A 19,514-nucleotide genomic window follows, 5' to 3' on the forward strand; every position below is an offset into this window, starting at 1 on the left:
AGTGATATAAAATGAGTAATGAAGGGCTTAATAACGAAGAATTAAATGACCAATTCCAGGTCAGACGTGACAAAATGAATAAAATGAGAGAAGAGGGTATCGATCCATTCGGTGAACGATATGACCGTTCTCATCAATCTGCGCAAATTATCGCTGAATATGACGAGTTTTCTAAAGAAGACTTAGAAGGAAAAGCGGCTCAAGTAACAATCGCTGGACGTATGATGACAAAGCGCGGAAAAGGTAAAGCTGGCTTTGCGCATATTCAAGACCTAGAAGGACAAATTCAAATCTACGTTCGTAAAGATAGTGTAGGGGAAGAAGCTTACGAATTATTTAAAAGCTCAGACCTAGGCGATATCATCGGTGTAACAGGGACTGTTTTTAAAACAAATGTCGGAGAACTTTCTATTAAAGCGACTAGCTTTGAGGTTCTGACAAAAGCACTTCGCCCGCTTCCTGATAAATATCATGGATTAAAAGATGTTGAACAACGCTATCGTCAGCGCTACCTTGACCTCATTGTAAATCCAGAAAGTAAGCAGACGTTCATTATGCGAAGCAAAATCATTCAATCCATGAGAAGATACTTAGATTCTAAAGGATACTTAGAAGTTGAAACACCAACAATGCACAGCATTCCTGGTGGTGCATCAGCGCGTCCTTTCATTACTCATCACAATGCACTTGATATGCCGCTTTATATGCGTATTGCGATCGAACTGCACTTAAAACGCCTAATTGTCGGTGGTCTAGAGAAAGTATACGAGATTGGCCGCGTATTCCGTAATGAAGGTGTATCGACTCGTCATAACCCAGAATTCACTATGATCGAACTGTATGAAGCATACGCAGACTACAAAGACATCATGAATCTGACTGAAAACTTGATTGCCCATATTGCCCAAGAGGTGCTGGGAACAACAACCATTCAATATGGAGAAGATGAAATTGATCTCAAACCTGAATGGAAGAGACTGCATATGGTTGAAGCGGTCAAAGAAGCAACAGGTGTAGACTTCTGGCAGGAGATGTCTATAGAAGAAGCAAAACAGCATGCTGCTGATCATGGTGTTGAAATCACGAAAAATATGACAGTAGGTCATATTATCAATGAGTTCTTCGAGCAAAAAGTAGAAGAAACATTGGTTCAGCCTACATTCATTTACGGACATCCAGTGGAGATTTCTCCATTAGCTAAGAAAAATCCTGAAGACCCTCGCTTCACAGATCGCTTTGAGCTGTTTATTGTGCGCCGTGAGCATGCAAATGCATTCACAGAGCTAAACGATCCAATTGATCAAAGAGAACGCTTTGAAGCTCAATTAAAAGAACGTGAAGAAGGAAATGACGAAGCACATCTAATGGATGACGATTTTGTTGAAGCATTAGAATACGGCATGCCTCCAACAGGTGGTTTAGGAATCGGGATCGACCGATTAATCATGCTTTTAACAAATTCTCCATCAATCAGAGATGTACTGCTTTTCCCGCAAATGAGAAACCGCTAATACATCAATCAAAGCGCCATTTTATCTATGGCGCTTTTTATTTTTCATAAAATGAAACTTTTTTTAAAAAAACTATTGCAAGGAAAGATTCCAGGTGGTATATTATTATTCGTTGCCGCAAAACAGCAACGAGGTTAAAAAAAGAAATTGAAAAAAGTTCTTGACTTTAACCGGTGCAAAATGGTAAGATATTAAAGTCGCTTACGAGCGATAACGAACATGATCTTTGAAAACTAAACAAGACAAAACGTACCTGTTAATTCGAGTTTTTATAAAAAATCCTATGATACTTCATAGGTAGTCAGTCAAACTGGCGAAAAGCAAAACTTCGGTTTTGTACTTTTTCGGAGAGTTTGATCCTGGCTCAGGACGAACGCTGGCGGCGTGCCTAATACATGCAAGTCGAGCGGACAGAAGGGAGCTTGCTCCCGGATGTTAGCGGCGGACGGGTGAGTAACACGTGGGTAACCTGCCTGTAAGACTGGGATAACTCCGGGAAACCGGAGCTAATACCGGATAGTTCCTTGAACCGCATGGTTCAAGGATGAAAGACGGTTTCGGCTGTCACTTACAGATGGACCCGCGGCGCATTAGCTAGTTGGTGGGGTAATGGCTCACCAAGGCGACGATGCGTAGCCGACCTGAGAGGGTGATCGGCCACACTGGGACTGAGACACGGCCCAGACTCCTACGGGAGGCAGCAGTAGGGAATCTTCCGCAATGGACGAAAGTCTGACGGAGCAACGCCGCGTGAGTGATGAAGGTTTTCGGATCGTAAAGCTCTGTTGTTAGGGAAGAACAAGTGCGAGAGTAACTGCTCGCACCTTGACGGTACCTAACCAGAAAGCCACGGCTAACTACGTGCCAGCAGCCGCGGTAATACGTAGGTGGCAAGCGTTGTCCGGAATTATTGGGCGTAAAGGGCTCGCAGGCGGTTTCTTAAGTCTGATGTGAAAGCCCCCGGCTCAACCGGGGAGGGTCATTGGAAACTGGGAAACTTGAGTGCAGAAGAGGAGAGTGGAATTCCACGTGTAGCGGTGAAATGCGTAGAGATGTGGAGGAACACCAGTGGCGAAGGCGACTCTCTGGTCTGTAACTGACGCTGAGGAGCGAAAGCGTGGGGAGCGAACAGGATTAGATACCCTGGTAGTCCACGCCGTAAACGATGAGTGCTAAGTGTTAGGGGGTTTCCGCCCCTTAGTGCTGCAGCTAACGCATTAAGCACTCCGCCTGGGGAGTACGGTCGCAAGACTGAAACTCAAAGGAATTGACGGGGGCCCGCACAAGCGGTGGAGCATGTGGTTTAATTCGAAGCAACGCGAAGAACCTTACCAGGTCTTGACATCCTCTGACAACCCTAGAGATAGGGCTTTCCCTTCGGGGACAGAGTGACAGGTGGTGCATGGTTGTCGTCAGCTCGTGTCGTGAGATGTTGGGTTAAGTCCCGCAACGAGCGCAACCCTTGATCTTAGTTGCCAGCATTCAGTTGGGCACTCTAAGGTGACTGCCGGTGACAAACCGGAGGAAGGTGGGGATGACGTCAAATCATCATGCCCCTTATGACCTGGGCTACACACGTGCTACAATGGACAGAACAAAGGGCTGCAAGACCGCAAGGTTTAGCCAATCCCATAAATCTGTTCTCAGTTCGGATCGCAGTCTGCAACTCGACTGCGTGAAGCTGGAATCGCTAGTAATCGCGGATCAGCATGCCGCGGTGAATACGTTCCCGGGCCTTGTACACACCGCCCGTCACACCACGAGAGTTTGCAACACCCGAAGTCGGTGAGGTAACCTTTATGGAGCCAGCCGCCGAAGGTGGGGCAGATGATTGGGGTGAAGTCGTAACAAGGTAGCCGTATCGGAAGGTGCGGCTGGATCACCTCCTTTCTAAGGATATATGGAGCAGCGTACGTTTTCGTCTTGTTTAGTTTTGAAGGATCATTCCTTCAAAACATGTCTCTAGCGAGACAGGATTGTTCTTTGAAAACTAGATAACAATAAGTAATACATTCACATTGAATGCAATGCAAAGTTCATCACACATAGTGATTCTTTCTAAAGTAAGAAATGGTTAAGTTAGAAAGGGCGCACGGTGGATGCCTTGGCACTAGGAGCCGATGAAGGACGGGACGAACACCGATATGCTTCGGGGAGCTGTAAGCAAGCTTTGATCCGGAGATTTCCGAATGGGGAAACCCACTGCTCGTAATGGAGTAGTATCCATACTTGAATACATAGAGTATGAGAAGGCATACCCGGGGAACTGAAACATCTAAGTACCCGGAGGAAGAGAAAGCAAATGCGATTCCCTGAGTAGCGGCGAGCGAAACGGGAACAGCCCAAACCAAGAGGCTTGCCTCTTGGGGTTGTAGGACACTCTATACGGAGTTACAAAGGAATGATATAAGCGAAGAGGTCTGGAAAGGCCCGCCAAAGAAGGTAACAGCCCTGTAACTGAAATGTCGTTCTCTCCAGAGTGGATCCTGAGTACGGCGGAACACGTGAAATTCCGTCGGAATCCGGGAGGACCATCTCCCAAGGCTAAATACTCCCTAGTGACCGATAGTGAACCAGTACCGTGAGGGAAAGGTGAAAAGCACCCCGGAAGGGGAGTGAAATAGATCCTGAAACCGTGTGCCTACAAGTAGTCAGAGCCCATTAACGGGTGATGGCGTGCCTTTTGTAGAATGAACCGGCGAGTTACGATCCCGTGCAAGGTTAAGCAGAAGATGCGGAGCCGCAGCGAAAGCGAGTCTGAATAGGGCGCATGAGTACGTGGTCGTAGACCCGAAACCAGGTGATCTACCCATGTCCAGGGTGAAGTTCAGGTAACACTGAATGGAGGCCCGAACCCACGCACGTTGAAAAGTGCGGGGATGAGGTGTGGGTAGGGGTGAAATGCCAATCGAACCTGGAGATAGCTGGTTCTCTCCGAAATAGCTTTAGGGCTAGCCTCAAGGTAAGAGTCTCGGAGGTAGAGCACTGATTGGACTAGGGGCCCCTACCGGGTTACCGAATTCAGTCAAACTCCGAATGCCGATGACTTATCCTTGGGAGTCAGACTGCGAGTGATAAGATCCGTAGTCGAAAGGGAAACAGCCCAGACCGCCAGCTAAGGTCCCAAAGTATACGTTAAGTGGAAAAGGATGTGGAGTTGCTTAGACAACCAGGATGTTGGCTTAGAAGCAGCCACCATTTAAAGAGTGCGTAATAGCTCACTGGTCGAGTGACTCTGCGCCGAAAATGTACCGGGGCTAAACGTATCACCGAAGCTGCGGACTGTTCTTACGAACAGTGGTAGGAGAGCGTTCTAAGGGCTGTGAAGCCAGACCGGAAGGACTGGTGGAGCGCTTAGAAGTGAGAATGCCGGTATGAGTAGCGAAAGACGGGTGAGAATCCCGTCCACCGAATGCCTAAGGTTTCCTGAGGAAGGCTCGTCCGCTCAGGGTTAGTCGGGACCTAAGCCGAGGCCGAAAGGCGTAGGCGATGGACAACAGGTTGATATTCCTGTACCACCTCCTCACCATTTGAGCAATGGGGGGACGCAGGAGGATAGGGTAAGCGCGGTATTGGATATCCGCGTCCAAGCAGTTAGGCTGGGAAATAGGCAAATCCGTTTCCCGTGAAGGCTGAGCTGTGATGGCGAGCGAAATTTAGTAGCGAAGTTCCTGATTCCACACTGCCAAGAAAAGCCTCTAGCGAGGTGAGAGGTGCCCGTACCGCAAACCGACACAGGTAGGCGAGGAGAGAATCCTAAGGTGATCGAGAGAACTCTCGTTAAGGAACTCGGCAAAATGACCCCGTAACTTCGGGAGAAGGGGTGCTTCTTAGGGTGTTAAAGCCCCGAGAAGCCGCAGTGAATAGGCCCAGGCGACTGTTTAGCAAAAACACAGGTCTCTGCGAAGCCGTAAGGCGAAGTATAGGGGCTGACGCCTGCCCGGTGCTGGAAGGTTAAGAGGAGCGCTTAGCGTAAGCGAAGGTGCGAATTGAAGCCCCAGTAAACGGCGGCCGTAACTATAACGGTCCTAAGGTAGCGAAATTCCTTGTCGGGTAAGTTCCGACCCGCACGAAAGGCGCAACGATCTGGGCACTGTCTCAACGAGAGACTCGGTGAAATTATAGTACCTGTGAAGATGCAGGTTACCCGCGACAGGACGGAAAGACCCCGTGGAGCTTTACTGCAGCCTGATATTGAATGTTGGTACAGCTTGTACAGGATAGGTAGGAGCCTTGGAAACCGGAGCGCTAGCTTCGGTGGAGGCATCGGTGGGATACTACCCTGGCTGTATTGACCTTCTAACCCGCTGCCCTTATCGGGCAGGGAGACAGTGTCAGGTGGGCAGTTTGACTGGGGCGGTCGCCTCCTAAAATGTAACGGAGGCGCCCAAAGGTTCCCTCAGAATGGTTGGAAATCATTCGCAGAGTGTAAAGGCACAAGGGAGCTTGACTGCGAGACCTACAAGTCGAGCAGGGACGAAAGTCGGGCTTAGTGATCCGGTGGTTCCGCATGGAAGGGCCATCGCTCAACGGATAAAAGCTACCCCGGGGATAACAGGCTTATCTCCCCCAAGAGTCCACATCGACGGGGAGGTTTGGCACCTCGATGTCGGCTCATCGCATCCTGGGGCTGTAGTCGGTCCCAAGGGTTGGGCTGTTCGCCCATTAAAGCGGTACGCGAGCTGGGTTCAGAACGTCGTGAGACAGTTCGGTCCCTATCCGTCGCGGGCGCAGGAAATTTGAGAGGAGCTGTCCTTAGTACGAGAGGACCGGGATGGACGCACCGCTGGTGTACCAGTTGTTCTGCCAAGGGCATCGCTGGGTAGCTATGTGCGGACGGGATAAGTGCTGAAAGCATCTAAGCATGAAGCCCCCCTCAAGATGAGATTTCCCATTCCGCAAGGAAGTAAGATCCCTGAAAGATGATCAGGTTGATAGGTCTGAGGTGGAAGCGTGGTGACACGTGGAGCTGACAGATACTAATAGATCGAGGACTTAACCTATATTCTAATGTGAAGCATGAACATTGTTATCTAGTTTTGAGAGAACATTCTCTCCATCAGGTTTGGTGGCGATAGCGAAGAGGTCACACCCGTTCCCATACCGAACACGGAAGTTAAGCTCTTCAGCGCCGATGGTAGTTGGGGGTTTCCCCCTGTGAGAGTAGGACGCCGCCAAGCTTTTATAAGGATCAGTTCCAGTCGGAACTGGTCTTTTTTGTGTTTTTGCATGACTTGCTTCTATATAATAGGTTCTTAAAGTGAAAATACGTTGTTCCCTCGTTGATTGCTAAATAAATCAAACTTTACGCTCTTTCAATTTAACATGTCGGTCATCATATGAACCAGCAGCTCAAATTATCAAGGGTCTACACTAAAAGCATAGAAAACCTCACCTTCGGCTAAATAGATCTAGAAAGGCGATGTATAGGGCACTAAATAGAAAGACCTCATCCCGAAAGGTATGGTCAGCTATTGTTGCATTTCCAATTTAAAAGGATAGAAGAAATGAAAGAAACAATACTCATTTTATTTCTCCTGTTAAAATTATTTGAAGCAGTAGAAAAATGATGTGAAACGATTTTGTTGAAAAATAGTAAAGACCAGCAGTATTTTCACACTTTTTTATGCAAAAAAGATTTCTCAGAAAAATAAAATAATAACAGAATTTCTTTTTTGAATGTTTTTATCCAGAGATATATGAAATAAAATCAAGGGTATGAAAGCTTCGAAATAGCTGTTTTCAAAGGAATAAAGCCTTATTAGTACTCTTTTTAACAAAAAAACATAAAAAAATGAAAAAAAGGCTTTTAAAATGATGAGACAAGTGGTAAACTTCTTTAGGTGCCTTAACGAAAAGATGAAAAAACAGCTTTAAAATAAATTCAAAAATTATTTTAAAAAAGTCTTTACAAACAATATCTTATCGTTATATAATACTATTTGTCAGATCGAGAGACACTTCGAAACGACACAATATGGAGGATTAGCTCAGCTGGGAGAGCATCTGCCTTACAAGCAGAGGGTCGGCGGTTCGAGCCCGTCATCCTCCACCATATTTATTCTTACATAATGTTAGGATAGATAAAGCCGGTGTAGCTCAACTGGTAGAGCAACTGACTTGTAATCAGTAGGTTGGGGGTTCAAGTCCTCTTGCCGGCACCACTTTCATATGGTAAGATAGACAAGTCGCTTTTAAAGCGAGCCATTAGCTCAGTTGGTAGAGCATCTGACTTTTAATCAGAGGGTCGAAGGTTCGAGTCCTTCATGGCTCACCATGTTTCATGCGGGTGTGGCGGAATTGGCAGACGCGCTAGACTTAGGATCTAGTGTCTTTATGACGTGGGGGTTCAAGTCCCTTCACCCGCATTGCCAAATAAAATAAAGAAATCCTGTAATGCGGAAGTAGTTCAGTGGTAGAACACCACCTTGCCAAGGTGGGGGTCGCGGGTTCGAATCCCGTCTTCCGCTTATACCATCCACGCCGGGGTGGTGGAATTGGCAGACACACAGGACTTAAAATCCTGCGGTAGGTGACTACCGTGCCGGTTCAAGTCCGGCCCTCGGCATTATAAATAAGCGCCCGTAGCTCAATTGGATAGAGCGTTTGACTACGGATCAAAAGGTTAGGGGTTCGACTCCTCTCGGGCGCGCCATTAAGATCGGGAAGTAGCTCAGCTTGGTAGAGCACTTGGTTTGGGACCAAGGGGTCGCAGGTTCGAATCCTGTCTTCCCGACCATCTTTTATGGGGCCTTAGCTCAGCTGGGAGAGCGCCTGCCTTGCACGCAGGAGGTCAGCGGTTCGATCCCGCTAGGCTCCACCAATATGATCTTTGAAAACTAAACAAGACAAAACGTACCTGTTAATTCGAGTTTTTATAAAAAAATCCTATGATACTTCATAGGTAGTCAGTCAAACTGGCGAAAAGCAAAACTTCGGTTTTGTACTTTTTCGGAGAGTTTGATCCTGGCTCAGGACGAACGCTGGCGGCGTGCCTAATACATGCAAGTCGAGCGGACAGAAGGGAGCTTGCTCCCGGATGTTAGCGGCGGACGGGTGAGTAACACGTGGGTAACCTGCCTGTAAGACTGGGATAACTCCGGGAAACCGGAGCTAATACCGGATAGTTCCTTGAACCGCATGGTTCAAGGATGAAAGACGGTTTCGGCTGTCACTTACAGATGGACCCGCGGCGCATTAGCTAGTTGGTGGGGTAATGGCTCACCAAGGCGACGATGCGTAGCCGACCTGAGAGGGTGATCGGCCACACTGGGACTGAGACACGGCCCAGACTCCTACGGGAGGCAGCAGTAGGGAATCTTCCGCAATGGACGAAAGTCTGACGGAGCAACGCCGCGTGAGTGATGAAGGTTTTCGGATCGTAAAGCTCTGTTGTTAGGGAAGAACAAGTGCGAGAGTAACTGCTCGCACCTTGACGGTACCTAACCAGAAAGCCACGGCTAACTACGTGCCAGCAGCCGCGGTAATACGTAGGTGGCAAGCGTTGTCCGGAATTATTGGGCGTAAAGGGCTCGCAGGCGGTTTCTTAAGTCTGATGTGAAAGCCCCCGGCTCAACCGGGGAGGGTCATTGGAAACTGGGAAACTTGAGTGCAGAAGAGGAGAGTGGAATTCCACGTGTAGCGGTGAAATGCGTAGAGATGTGGAGGAACACCAGTGGCGAAGGCGACTCTCTGGTCTGTAACTGACGCTGAGGAGCGAAAGCGTGGGGAGCGAACAGGATTAGATACCCTGGTAGTCCACGCCGTAAACGATGAGTGCTAAGTGTTAGGGGGTTTCCGCCCCTTAGTGCTGCAGCTAACGCATTAAGCACTCCGCCTGGGGAGTACGGTCGCAAGACTGAAACTCAAAGGAATTGACGGGGGCCCGCACAAGCGGTGGAGCATGTGGTTTAATTCGAAGCAACGCGAAGAACCTTACCAGGTCTTGACATCCTCTGACAACCCTAGAGATAGGGCTTTCCCTTCGGGGACAGAGTGACAGGTGGTGCATGGTTGTCGTCAGCTCGTGTCGTGAGATGTTGGGTTAAGTCCCGCAACGAGCGCAACCCTTGATCTTAGTTGCCAGCATTCAGTTGGGCACTCTAAGGTGACTGCCGGTGACAAACCGGAGGAAGGTGGGGATGACGTCAAATCATCATGCCCCTTATGACCTGGGCTACACACGTGCTACAATGGACAGAACAAAGGGCTGCAAGACCGCAAGGTTTAGCCAATCCCATAAATCTGTTCTCAGTTCGGATCGCAGTCTGCAACTCGACTGCGTGAAGCTGGAATCGCTAGTAATCGCGGATCAGCATGCCGCGGTGAATACGTTCCCGGGCCTTGTACACACCGCCCGTCACACCACGAGAGTTTGCAACACCCGAAGTCGGTGAGGTAACCTTTATGGAGCCAGCCGCCGAAGGTGGGGCAGATGATTGGGGTGAAGTCGTAACAAGGTAGCCGTATCGGAAGGTGCGGCTGGATCACCTCCTTTCTAAGGATATATGGAGCAGCGTACGTTTTCGTCTTGTTTAGTTTTGAAGGATCATTCCTTCAAAACATGTCTCTAGCGAGACAGGATTGTTCTTTGAAAACTAGATAACAATAAGTAATACATTCACATTGAATGCAATGCAAAGTTCATCACACATAGTGATTCTTTCTAAAGTAAGAAATGGTTAAGTTAGAAAGGGCGCACGGTGGATGCCTTGGCACTAGGAGCCGATGAAGGACGGGACGAACACCGATATGCTTCGGGGAGCTGTAAGCAAGCTTTGATCCGGAGATTTCCGAATGGGGAAACCCACTGCTCGTAATGGAGTAGTATCCATACTTGAATACATAGAGTATGAGAAGGCATACCCGGGGAACTGAAACATCTAAGTACCCGGAGGAAGAGAAAGCAAATGCGATTCCCTGAGTAGCGGCGAGCGAAACGGGAACAGCCCAAACCAAGAGGCTTGCCTCTTGGGGTTGTAGGACACTCTATACGGAGTTACAAAGGAATGATATAAGCGAAGAGGTCTGGAAAGGCCCGCCAAAGAAGGTAACAGCCCTGTAACTGAAATGTCATTCTCTCCAGAGTGGATCCTGAGTACGGCGGAACACGTGAAATTCCGTCGGAATCCGGGAGGACCATCTCCCAAGGCTAAATACTCCCTAGTGACCGATAGTGAACCAGTACCGTGAGGGAAAGGTGAAAAGCACCCCGGAAGGGGAGTGAAATAGATCCTGAAACCGTGTGCCTACAAGTAGTCAGAGCCCGTTAACGGGTGATGGCGTGCCTTTTGTAGAATGAACCGGCGAGTTACGATCCCGTGCAAGGTTAAGCAGAAGATGCGGAGCCGCAGCGAAAGCGAGTCTGAATAGGGCGCATGAGTACGTGGTCGTAGACCCGAAACCAGGTGATCTACCCATGTCCAGGGTGAAGTTCAGGTAACACTGAATGGAGGCCCGAACCCACGCACGTTGAAAAGTGCGGGGATGAGGTGTGGGTAGGGGTGAAATGCCAATCGAACCTGGAGATAGCTGGTTCTCTCCGAAATAGCTTTAGGGCTAGCCTCAAGGTAAGAGTCTCGGAGGTAGAGCACTGATTGGACTAGGGGCCCCTACCGGGTTACCGAATTCAGTCAAACTCCGAATGCCGATGACTTATCCTTGGGAGTCAGACTGCGAGTGATAAGATCCGTAGTCGAAAGGGAAACAGCCCAGACCGCCAGCTAAGGTCCCAAAGTATACGTTAAGTGGAAAAGGATGTGGAGTTGCTTAGACAACCAGGATGTTGGCTTAGAAGCAGCCACCATTTAAAGAGTGCGTAATAGCTCACTGGTCGAGTGACTCTGCGCCGAAAATGTACCGGGGCTAAACGTATCACCGAAGCTGCGGACTGTTCTTACGAACAGTGGTAGGAGAGCGTTCTAAGGGCTGTGAAGCCAGACCGGAAGGACTGGTGGAGCGCTTAGAAGTGAGAATGCCGGTATGAGTAGCGAAAGACGGGTGAGAATCCCGTCCACCGAATGCCTAAGGTTTCCTGAGGAAGGCTCGTCCGCTCAGGGTTAGTCGGGACCTAAGCCGAGGCCGAAAGGCGTAGGCGATGGACAACAGGTTGATATTCCTGTACCACCTCCTCACCATTTGAGCAATGGGGGGACGCAGGAGGATAGGGTAAGCGCGGTATTGGATATCCGCGTCCAAGCAGTTAGGCTGGGAAATAGGCAAATCCGTTTCCCGTGAAGGCTGAGCTGTGATGGCGAGCGAAATTTAGTAGCGAAGTTCCTGATTCCACACTGCCAAGAAAAGCCTCTAGCGAGGTGAGAGGTGCCCGTACCGCAAACCGACACAGGTAGGCGAGGAGAGAATCCTAAGGTGATCGAGAGAACTCTCGTTAAGGAACTCGGCAAAATGACCCCGTAACTTCGGGAGAAGGGGTGCTTCTTAGGGTGTTAAAGCCCCGAGAAGCCGCAGTGAATAGGCCCAGGCGACTGTTTAGCAAAAACACAGGTCTCTGCGAAGCCGTAAGGCGAAGTATAGGGGCTGACGCCTGCCCGGTGCTGGAAGGTTAAGAGGAGCGCTTAGCGTAAGCGAAGGTGCGAATTGAAGCCCCAGTAAACGGCGGCCGTAACTATAACGGTCCTAAGGTAGCGAAATTCCTTGTCGGGTAAGTTCCGACCCGCACGAAAGGCGCAACGATCTGGGCACTGTCTCAACGAGAGACTCGGTGAAATTATAGTACCTGTGAAGATGCAGGTTACCCGCGACAGGACGGAAAGACCCCGTGGAGCTTTACTGCAGCCTGATATTGAATGTTGGTACAGCTTGTACAGGATAGGTAGGAGCCTTGGAAACCGGAGCGCTAGCTTCGGTGGAGGCATCGGTGGGATACTACCCTGGCTGTATTGACCTTCTAACCCGCTGCCCTTATCGGGCAGGGAGACAGTGTCAGGTGGGCAGTTTGACTGGGGCGGTCGCCTCCTAAAATGTAACGGAGGCGCCCAAAGGTTCCCTCAGAATGGTTGGAAATCATTCGCAGAGTGTAAAGGCACAAGGGAGCTTGACTGCGAGACCTACAAGTCGAGCAGGGACGAAAGTCGGGCTTAGTGATCCGGTGGTTCCGCATGGAAGGGCCATCGCTCAACGGATAAAAGCTACCCCGGGGATAACAGGCTTATCTCCCCCAAGAGTCCACATCGACGGGGAGGTTTGGCACCTCGATGTCGGCTCATCGCATCCTGGGGCTGTAGTCGGTCCCAAGGGTTGGGCTGTTCGCCCATTAAAGCGGTACGCGAGCTGGGTTCAGAACGTCGTGAGACAGTTCGGTCCCTATCCGTCGCGGGCGCAGGAAATTTGAGAGGAGCTGTCCTTAGTACGAGAGGACCGGGATGGACGCACCGCTGGTGTACCAGTTGTTCTGCCAAGGGCATCGCTGGGTAGCTATGTGCGGACGGGATAAGTGCTGAAAGCATCTAAGCATGAAGCCCCCCTCAAGATGAGATTTCCCATTCCGCAAGGAAGTAAGATCCCTGAAAGATGATCAGGTTGATAGGTCTGAGGTGGAAGCGTGGTGACACGTGGAGCTGACAGATACTAATAGATCGAGGACTTAACCTATATTCTAATGTGAAGCATGAACATTGTTATCTAGTTTTGAGAGAACATTCTCTCCATCAGGTTTGGTGGCGATAGCGAAGAGGTCACACCCGTTCCCATACCGAACACGGAAGTTAAGCTCTTCAGCGCCGATGGTAGTTGGGGGTTTCCCCCTGTGAGAGTAGGACGCCGCCAAGCTTCTATAAGGATCAGTTCCAGTCGGAACTGGTCTTTTTTGTGTTTTTGAGAGGTTTGATACCATATAAATGTGGAAATAATATTGTTAGTTGAGCGATTATCTTGAAAAATCGATCGAAAAAATTTATAGTAAGATTAAAGTCAAATATAGTCAAAGTCAATGGAGGAGGAGGCGGAGTGGCACAAAATATTTCTGATATCATCGAGCAGTATTTGAAGGAAGTCTTGGATCAGAACGGTCGAGAAATATTAGAAATTAAGCGCAATGAAATTGCAGATAAATTTCAATGCGTACCTTCACAAATTAACTATGTTATCAATACACGCTTTACGAGCGAGAGAGGCTATATCGTTGAAAGTAAGCGTGGCGGCGGTGGCTATATCCGCATCATTAAAGTCAAAATGAATGATGAAGTCGACTTATTGAACAACATTATTTCCCAAATATATCATCGTTTATCACAGGCTGCATCTGATCATATCATCATGCGTCTTGTTGAAAATAACATTTTATCTGAAAGAGAAGCTAAGATGATGATTAGTGTCATGGACCGTTCTGTATTGCATATTGATTTACCTGAACGTGATGAACTGCGTGCTCGGATGATGAAAGCGATGTTAAATGCTCTGAAATTAAAGTAAAGCGGGTGAAAAGATTGATTTGTCAAGAATGTAATGAGAGACCAGCCACTTTTCACTTTACGAAAGTTATAAATGGAGAAAAACAAGAAATGCACATATGTGAACAATGTGCAAAAGAAAACAGTGATTCATATGCTATGAGTGGAAACCAAGGTTTCTCGATTCACAACTTATTATCAGGCTTATTGAATATTGATCCTAGCTTCACCACAAGTGCTAACAAGGGCTCGTCTATTTTTCAAGAAGCGAAAGAAGTGGATCAATGTCCTAAGTGTGGCTTAACCTTTCAACAGTTCAGAAAAACAGGCCGATTTGGCTGTGCAGAATGCTATCGTACATTTGATCAGTATCTGAACCCTGTTTTAAGGAAAGTCCATAGTGGAAATACAGTCCATAATGGAAAAGTCCCAAAACGAATTGCCGGCAGCCTGCATGTTCGCCGGAAACTTGAGTTAATGCAGCAAGAGCTGAAGCAGCTGATTGAACAGGAAGAGTTCGAAAAGGCAGCGGAAGTTCGAGATCAAATTCGTGCATTAGAGCATGAGCAATCTCAGCAGAGGGAGGGAGATTAACGACATGTCGCTCCAGCATTTTATTCAAGACGCTCTAAGTCAGTGGATGAAACAAAAAGGACCAGAAAGTGACATTGTTCTAAGCAGTCGTATCCGGCTAGCTCGCAATCTAGAGCATGTTCGTTTCCCAACTCAGTTTTCTCAAGCTGAAGCTGAAGCTGTTCTCCAGCAATTCGAACAAAAGTTTGCTAGCCAGGAAGTGAAGGACATTGGAAACTTTGTTCTGATTCGAATGAATGAAACGCAGCCTTTAGCAAAGAGGGTACTTGTTGAAAAGCATTTGATTAGCCCCAATTTAGCTGAATCAAGATTTGGCGGCTGTTTGCTTTCTGAAAATGAAGAAATCAGTGTGATGCTGAATGAAGAGGACCATATTCGAATCCAATGCTTATTCCCAGGTTTTCAGCTAGCCAATGCACTAAAAGCGGCTAATCAGGTAGATGACTGGATTGAAGAGCAAGTGGATTATGCGTTTTCTGAAAAGCGAGGATACTTAACAAGCTGTCCGACCAATGTAGGTACAGGTATTAGGGCTTCGGTCATGATGCATTTACCAGCATTAGCGCTCACAAGACAAATGAATCGGATTATTCCGGCCATTAATCAATTAGGTCTTGTGGTCAGAGGAATTTATGGTGAGGGCAGCGAAGCAATAGGAAACATCTTTCAAATATCAAATCAAATGACACTTGGTCAATCAGAAGAAGACATTGTAGATGACTTGAATAGTGTGACCGCTCAGCTCATTGAACAAGAGCGATCTGCACGAAAAGCTTTATATCAAACATCTAAAATTGAACTTGAGGACAGAGTGTACCGTTCCTTAGGGATTTTGGCCAATTGTCGTATGATTGAATCAAAAGAAACAGCAAAGTGTTTGTCAGATGTGCGGCTTGGAATTGATTTAGGTATCATTAAGGGGCTTTCAAGTAATATACTGAATGAACTCATGATTTTGACTCAGCCCGGCTTCCTTCAACAATATTCAGGAGGAGCCTTAGAGCCAAATGAACGAGATATAAAACGAGCAGCGATTATTAGAGAAAGGCTGCGCTTAGAAATGCATAGGAATGGACAGGAGGATGAAACGATATGATGTTTGGAAGATTCACTGAAAGAGCTCAAAAGGTATTAGCACTTGCACAAGAAGAAGCCATTCGCCTAGGCCATAAGAACATAGGTACTGAGCACATTTTACTTGGCCTTGTACGTGAAGGTGAGGGCATCGCTGCCAAAGCGTTAGAAGCACTGGGCCTTGTTTCAGATAAAATCCAAAAAGAAGTCGAAAGCTTGATTGGAAGAGGGCAAGAGGTGTCTCAAGCTATTCCTCATTATACGCCTAGAGCGAAGAAGGTCACTGAGCTTTCAATGGATGAAGCAAGAAAGCTAGGTCATTCCTATGTAGGGACAGAACATATTCTATTAGGTCTTATTCGTGAGGGAGAGGGTGTCGCTGCCCGTGTCTTAAATAACCTCGGAGTGAGCTTAAATAAAGCACGTCAGCAAGTTCTGCAGCTGCTTGGAAGCAATGAAACCGGTGCATCTGCGGCAGGCTCTAATAGCAATGCAAATACACCAACACTAGATAGCTTGGCAAGAGATTTGACAGCTATTGCAAAAGAGGACAGCTTGGACCCTGTCATTGGCCGAAGCAAAGAAATTCAACGTGTCATTGAGGTCCTAAGTAGAAGAACAAAAAATAACCCTGTGCTGATTGGTGAGCCTGGTGTTGGTAAAACAGCCATCGCAGAAGGTCTTGCACAGCAAATTATTCATAACGAAGTGCCTGAAATCCTGCGCGATAAACGAGTGATGACACTGGATATGGGAACTGTTGTAGCTGGGACGAAATATCGTGGTGAATTCGAGGATCGTTTGAAAAAAGTGATGGACGAAATTCGCCAGGCAGGAAATATCATTCTCTTTATCGACGAGCTTCATACACTCATTGGTGCTGGTGGAGCAGAGGGCGCGATTGATGCGTCTAATATCTTGAAGCCATCCTTAGCACGTGGTGAGCTTCAATGTATTGGAGCGACAACGTTAGATGAGTATCGTAAATACATTGAAAAGGACGCTGCGCTTGAACGACGTTTCCAGCCAATTCAAGTAGATCAGCCGTCTGTTGATGAAAGTATTCAAATCTTAAGAGGACTTAGAGACCGGTATGAAGCACATCACCGTGTGTCTATTACAGATGAAGCGATTGAGGCGGCGGTGAAGCTGTCTGACCGTTATATTTCTGACCGTTTCCTTCCAGATAAGGCGATTGATTTAATTGATGAGGCAGGTTCGAAAGTCCGTTTACGTTCGTTCACGACACCACCTAATCTAAAAGAATTAGAGCAAAAGCTGGATGAAGTACGCAAGGAAAAGGATGCGGCAGTTCAAAGTCAAGAATTTGAAAAAGCAGCTTCTCTTCGCGATACAGAACAGCGTTTGCGTGAAAAAGTAGAAGTGACAAAGAAATCATGGAAAGAAAAGCAGGGACAAGAGAATTCAGAGGTATCTGTAGATGATATTGCAATGGTCGTTTCGAGCTGGACGGGAGTACCTGTTTCGAAAATTGCTCAAACGGAGACAGATAAGCTTCTGAACATGGAACAATTGCTCCACTCTCGTGTGATCGGGCAGGATGAAGCCGTTGTCGCTGTAGCGAAAGCGGTGAGACGTGCACGTGCTGGCCTGAAAGATCCAAAACGTCCAATCGGCTCCTTTATCTTCTTAGGACCAACAGGGGTTGGTAAAACGGAGCTTGCAAGAGCACTCGCTGAGTCTATTTTCGGTGATGAAGAAGCAATGATCCGTATTGATATGTCTGAATACATGGAGAAACACTCTACATCCAGACTGGTTGGGTCACCTCCAGGCTATGTGGGTTATGATGAAGGTGGACAGCTGACTGAAAAAGTGAGAAGAAAACCTTATTCTGTCGTTCTTTTAGACGAGATTGAAAAGGCTCATCCAGATGTATTTAATATCTTACTGCAAGTGTTAGAAGATGGTCGTCTGACTGATTCTAAAGGGCGTACCGTTGACTTTAGAAATACGATTTTGATCATGACTTCAAACGTTGGAGCTAGTGAGCTGAAGCGCAATAAATATGTTGGCTTTAACGTGCAGGATGAAGGTCAAAATTACAAGGATATGAAAGGCAAAGTGATGGGCGAGTTGAAACGTGCGTTTAGACCTGAGTTTATCAACCGTATTGATGAAATCATTGTCTTCCACTCGCTTGAGAAGAAACATCTCAAAGAGATCGTGTCTCTCATGTCTGATCAATTGACAAAACGATTAAAAGAACAAGACCTATCAATTGAATTGACGGAAGCAGCAAAAGCGAAAATTGCCGACGAAGGAGTAGATCTTGAGTACGGTGCGCGTCCGTTAAGAAGAGCGATTCAAAAGCATGTAGAAGATCGACTTTCTGAGGAGCTTCTGAAGGGGAATATTGAAAAAGGTCAACATATCGTATTAGATGTGGAAGATGGAGAAATTGTCGTAAAAGCGACGGCTGCTACGAACTAATATAGTAAGAAAAAAGTGTGAGGCATACCAGCAAGGTGTATGCCTCCCTTTACTTATTTTCTGACCAGTATAAGGAGTTGTATTCTTCAATCTATGGCTAAGACAAAATCAAAATTTATATGCCAATCGTGCGGTTATGAGTCAGCCAAATGGATGGGGAAATGTCCAGGCTGCGGCACGTGGAACAGTATGACAGAAGAGGTCGTTCGCAAAGAGCCGGCAAACCGTCGAAGTGCTTTTAATCATTCTGTTCAAACCATTCAAAAACCTTCACCTATATCTGCAATTGAAACATCCGAAGAACCCCGAATTAAAACAAATTTAGAAGAATTTAACCGAGTATTAGGAAGTGGAATTGTCAAAGGTTCTCTTGTTCTCATCGGCGGAGATCCTGGGATTGGGAAGTCCACATTGTTATTACAAGTATCAGCACAGCTCTCAGACAAAAATCAGAATGTGTTATACATATCTGGTGAGGAGTCCATTAAACAAACGAAGCTAAGAGCGGACCGCCTTGGCATTGAAAGCACCTCTTTACATGTTTTGGCTGAAACCGATATGGAGTATATAACGTCTGCTATACAGGAGATGAAACCTGCGTTTGTTGTGGTGGATTCGATTCAAACCGTTTATCAAAGCGATATTACTTCAGCTCCCGGCTCTGTATCTCAAGTTAGAGAATGTACAGCGCAGCTGATGAAGATTGCCAAAACAAATGGTATTCCTATTTTTATCGTTGGTCACGTGACCAAAGAAGGCTCGATCGCAGGCCCACGCCTTTTAGAGCATATGGTGGACACAGTTCTTTATTTTGAAGGCGAGCGTCATCATACGTTTCGTATTTTACGGGCGGTCAAAAACCGATTTGGTTCAACGAATGAATTGGGAATTTTTGAAATGAGAGAGGAAGGGCTCACGGAAGTATTAAACCCATCAGAAATCTTTTTAGAAGAGCGGTCGGCAGGTGTATCTGGTTCGTGTGTTGTTGCCTCAATGGAAGGAACAAGACCCGTACTTGTCGAGATACAGGCATTAATTTCCCCGACAAGCTTTGGGAATCCGCGAAGAATGGCCACTGGCCTTGATCATAATCGAGTATCGCTGCTCATGGCAGTTTTAGAAAAACGCGTGGGGCTGCTGCTGCAAAACCAAGATGCGTATTTAAAGGTCGCAGGCGGTGTGAAGCTTGACGAACCGGCGATTGACTTAGCTATTGCCGTCAGTATTGCATCAAGCTTTAAAGATGCAGCGCCGCATCAAGCGGATTGCTTTATAGGAGAGGTCGGTCTGACGGGAGAAGTCAGAAGAGTATCAAGAATTGAACAGCGAGTGCAGGAAGCTGCAAAACTAGGATTTAAGCGAATGTTTATTCCTCAGGCGAATATAGACGGATGGAAAAAGCCGAGAGGGATTGAGTTAGTTGGTGTAGAAAATGTAGCGGAGGCACTTCGAATTTCACTAGGGGGATCATAGA

At 47.2% G+C, this 19,514-nt stretch carries 6 protein-coding genes, 9 tRNA genes and 6 rRNA genes; all 21 read left to right on the plus strand.

All coding sequences use genetic code 11. From position 1 onward, the window contains the following. Positions 1-11: 11 nt before the first annotated feature. The 21 genes from lysS (at position 12) to radA (ending at position 19,513) form a co-directional block, all read left to right on the plus strand. Positions 12-1,511, plus strand: coding sequence for a lysine--tRNA ligase (gene lysS / locus MHI23_RS00490; RefSeq protein ID WP_024427180.1), 1,500 nt, complete (start codon positions 12-14; stop codon positions 1,509-1,511). Positions 1,512-1,852: 341 nt separating this feature from the next. Beyond that, a 16S ribosomal RNA gene (locus tag MHI23_RS00495) occupies positions 1,853-3,401 on the plus strand. A gap of 182 nt (positions 3,402-3,583) precedes the next feature. Next, a 23S ribosomal RNA gene (locus MHI23_RS00500) occupies positions 3,584-6,514 on the plus strand. Between the two features lie 61 nt (positions 6,515-6,575). Beyond that, positions 6,576-6,691, plus strand: a 5S ribosomal RNA gene (rrf, locus tag MHI23_RS00505). A 799-nt stretch (positions 6,692-7,490) separates the two neighbouring features. After that, positions 7,491-7,566, plus strand: a tRNA-Val gene (locus MHI23_RS00510). Positions 7,567-7,599: 33 nt separating this feature from the next. After that, positions 7,600-7,675: transfer RNA gene (locus tag MHI23_RS00515), tRNA-Thr, on the plus strand. 37 nt (positions 7,676-7,712) lie between these two features. Beyond that, positions 7,713-7,788, plus strand: a tRNA-Lys gene (locus tag MHI23_RS00520). Between the two features lie 8 nt (positions 7,789-7,796). Then, positions 7,797-7,879: transfer RNA gene (locus MHI23_RS00525), tRNA-Leu, on the plus strand. 30 nt (positions 7,880-7,909) lie between these two features. Next, positions 7,910-7,981 (plus strand) — tRNA-Gly (locus MHI23_RS00530). A 12-nt stretch (positions 7,982-7,993) separates the two neighbouring features. Then, a tRNA-Leu gene (locus MHI23_RS00535) sits at positions 7,994-8,079 on the plus strand. A gap of 10 nt (positions 8,080-8,089) precedes the next feature. Further along, positions 8,090-8,166 (plus strand) — tRNA-Arg (locus MHI23_RS00540). A 7-nt stretch (positions 8,167-8,173) separates the two neighbouring features. Further along, a tRNA-Pro gene (locus MHI23_RS00545) sits at positions 8,174-8,250 on the plus strand. A gap of 8 nt (positions 8,251-8,258) precedes the next feature. Continuing rightward, positions 8,259-8,334, plus strand: a tRNA-Ala gene (locus MHI23_RS00550). Between the two features lie 125 nt (positions 8,335-8,459). Next, positions 8,460-10,008 (plus strand): 16S ribosomal RNA (locus MHI23_RS00555). 182 nt (positions 10,009-10,190) lie between these two features. Beyond that, a 23S ribosomal RNA gene (locus MHI23_RS00560) occupies positions 10,191-13,121 on the plus strand. Positions 13,122-13,182: 61 nt separating this feature from the next. Then, positions 13,183-13,298 (plus strand): 5S ribosomal RNA (gene rrf / locus MHI23_RS00565). The 16S, 23S and 5S rRNA genes sit together here with 9 tRNA genes alongside, the layout of an rRNA operon. Positions 13,299-13,475: 177 nt before the next feature. Beyond that, on the plus strand, positions 13,476-13,940 hold the full coding sequence (locus MHI23_RS00570) for a CtsR family transcriptional regulator (protein WP_003217184.1): 465 nt from the start codon (positions 13,476-13,478) through the stop codon (positions 13,938-13,940). 14 nt (positions 13,941-13,954) lie between these two features. Continuing rightward, positions 13,955-14,512 carry a UvrB/UvrC motif-containing protein gene (locus tag MHI23_RS00575; protein ID WP_024425862.1) on the plus strand — a complete coding sequence of 186 codons (558 nt, stop codon included), beginning with the start codon at positions 13,955-13,957 and terminating at the stop codon, positions 14,510-14,512. Positions 14,513-14,516: 4 nt separating this feature from the next. After that, on the plus strand, positions 14,517-15,608 hold the full coding sequence (locus MHI23_RS00580; protein WP_024425579.1) for a protein arginine kinase: 1,092 nt from the start codon (positions 14,517-14,519) through the stop codon (positions 15,606-15,608). Continuing rightward, the gene (gene clpC / locus MHI23_RS00585) at positions 15,605-18,040 is read left to right on the plus strand and encodes an ATP-dependent protease ATP-binding subunit ClpC (protein ID WP_048240170.1); all 2,436 of its coding nucleotides are present in this window, start codon (positions 15,605-15,607) and stop codon (positions 18,038-18,040) included. The genes MHI23_RS00580 and clpC overlap by 4 nt, the downstream gene beginning before the upstream one ends. Positions 18,041-18,133: 93 nt before the next feature. Further along, entirely contained in the window at positions 18,134-19,513 is a 1,380-nt protein-coding gene (gene radA, locus MHI23_RS00590; RefSeq protein WP_024425580.1) for a DNA repair protein RadA, read from the plus strand. Position 19,514: the final 1 nt, after the last annotated feature.

Source organism: Bacillus sp. FSL M7-0003 (genome assembly GCF_038628485.1).
Lineage (GTDB): Bacteria > Bacillota > Bacilli > Bacillales > Bacillaceae > Bacillus > Bacillus safensis.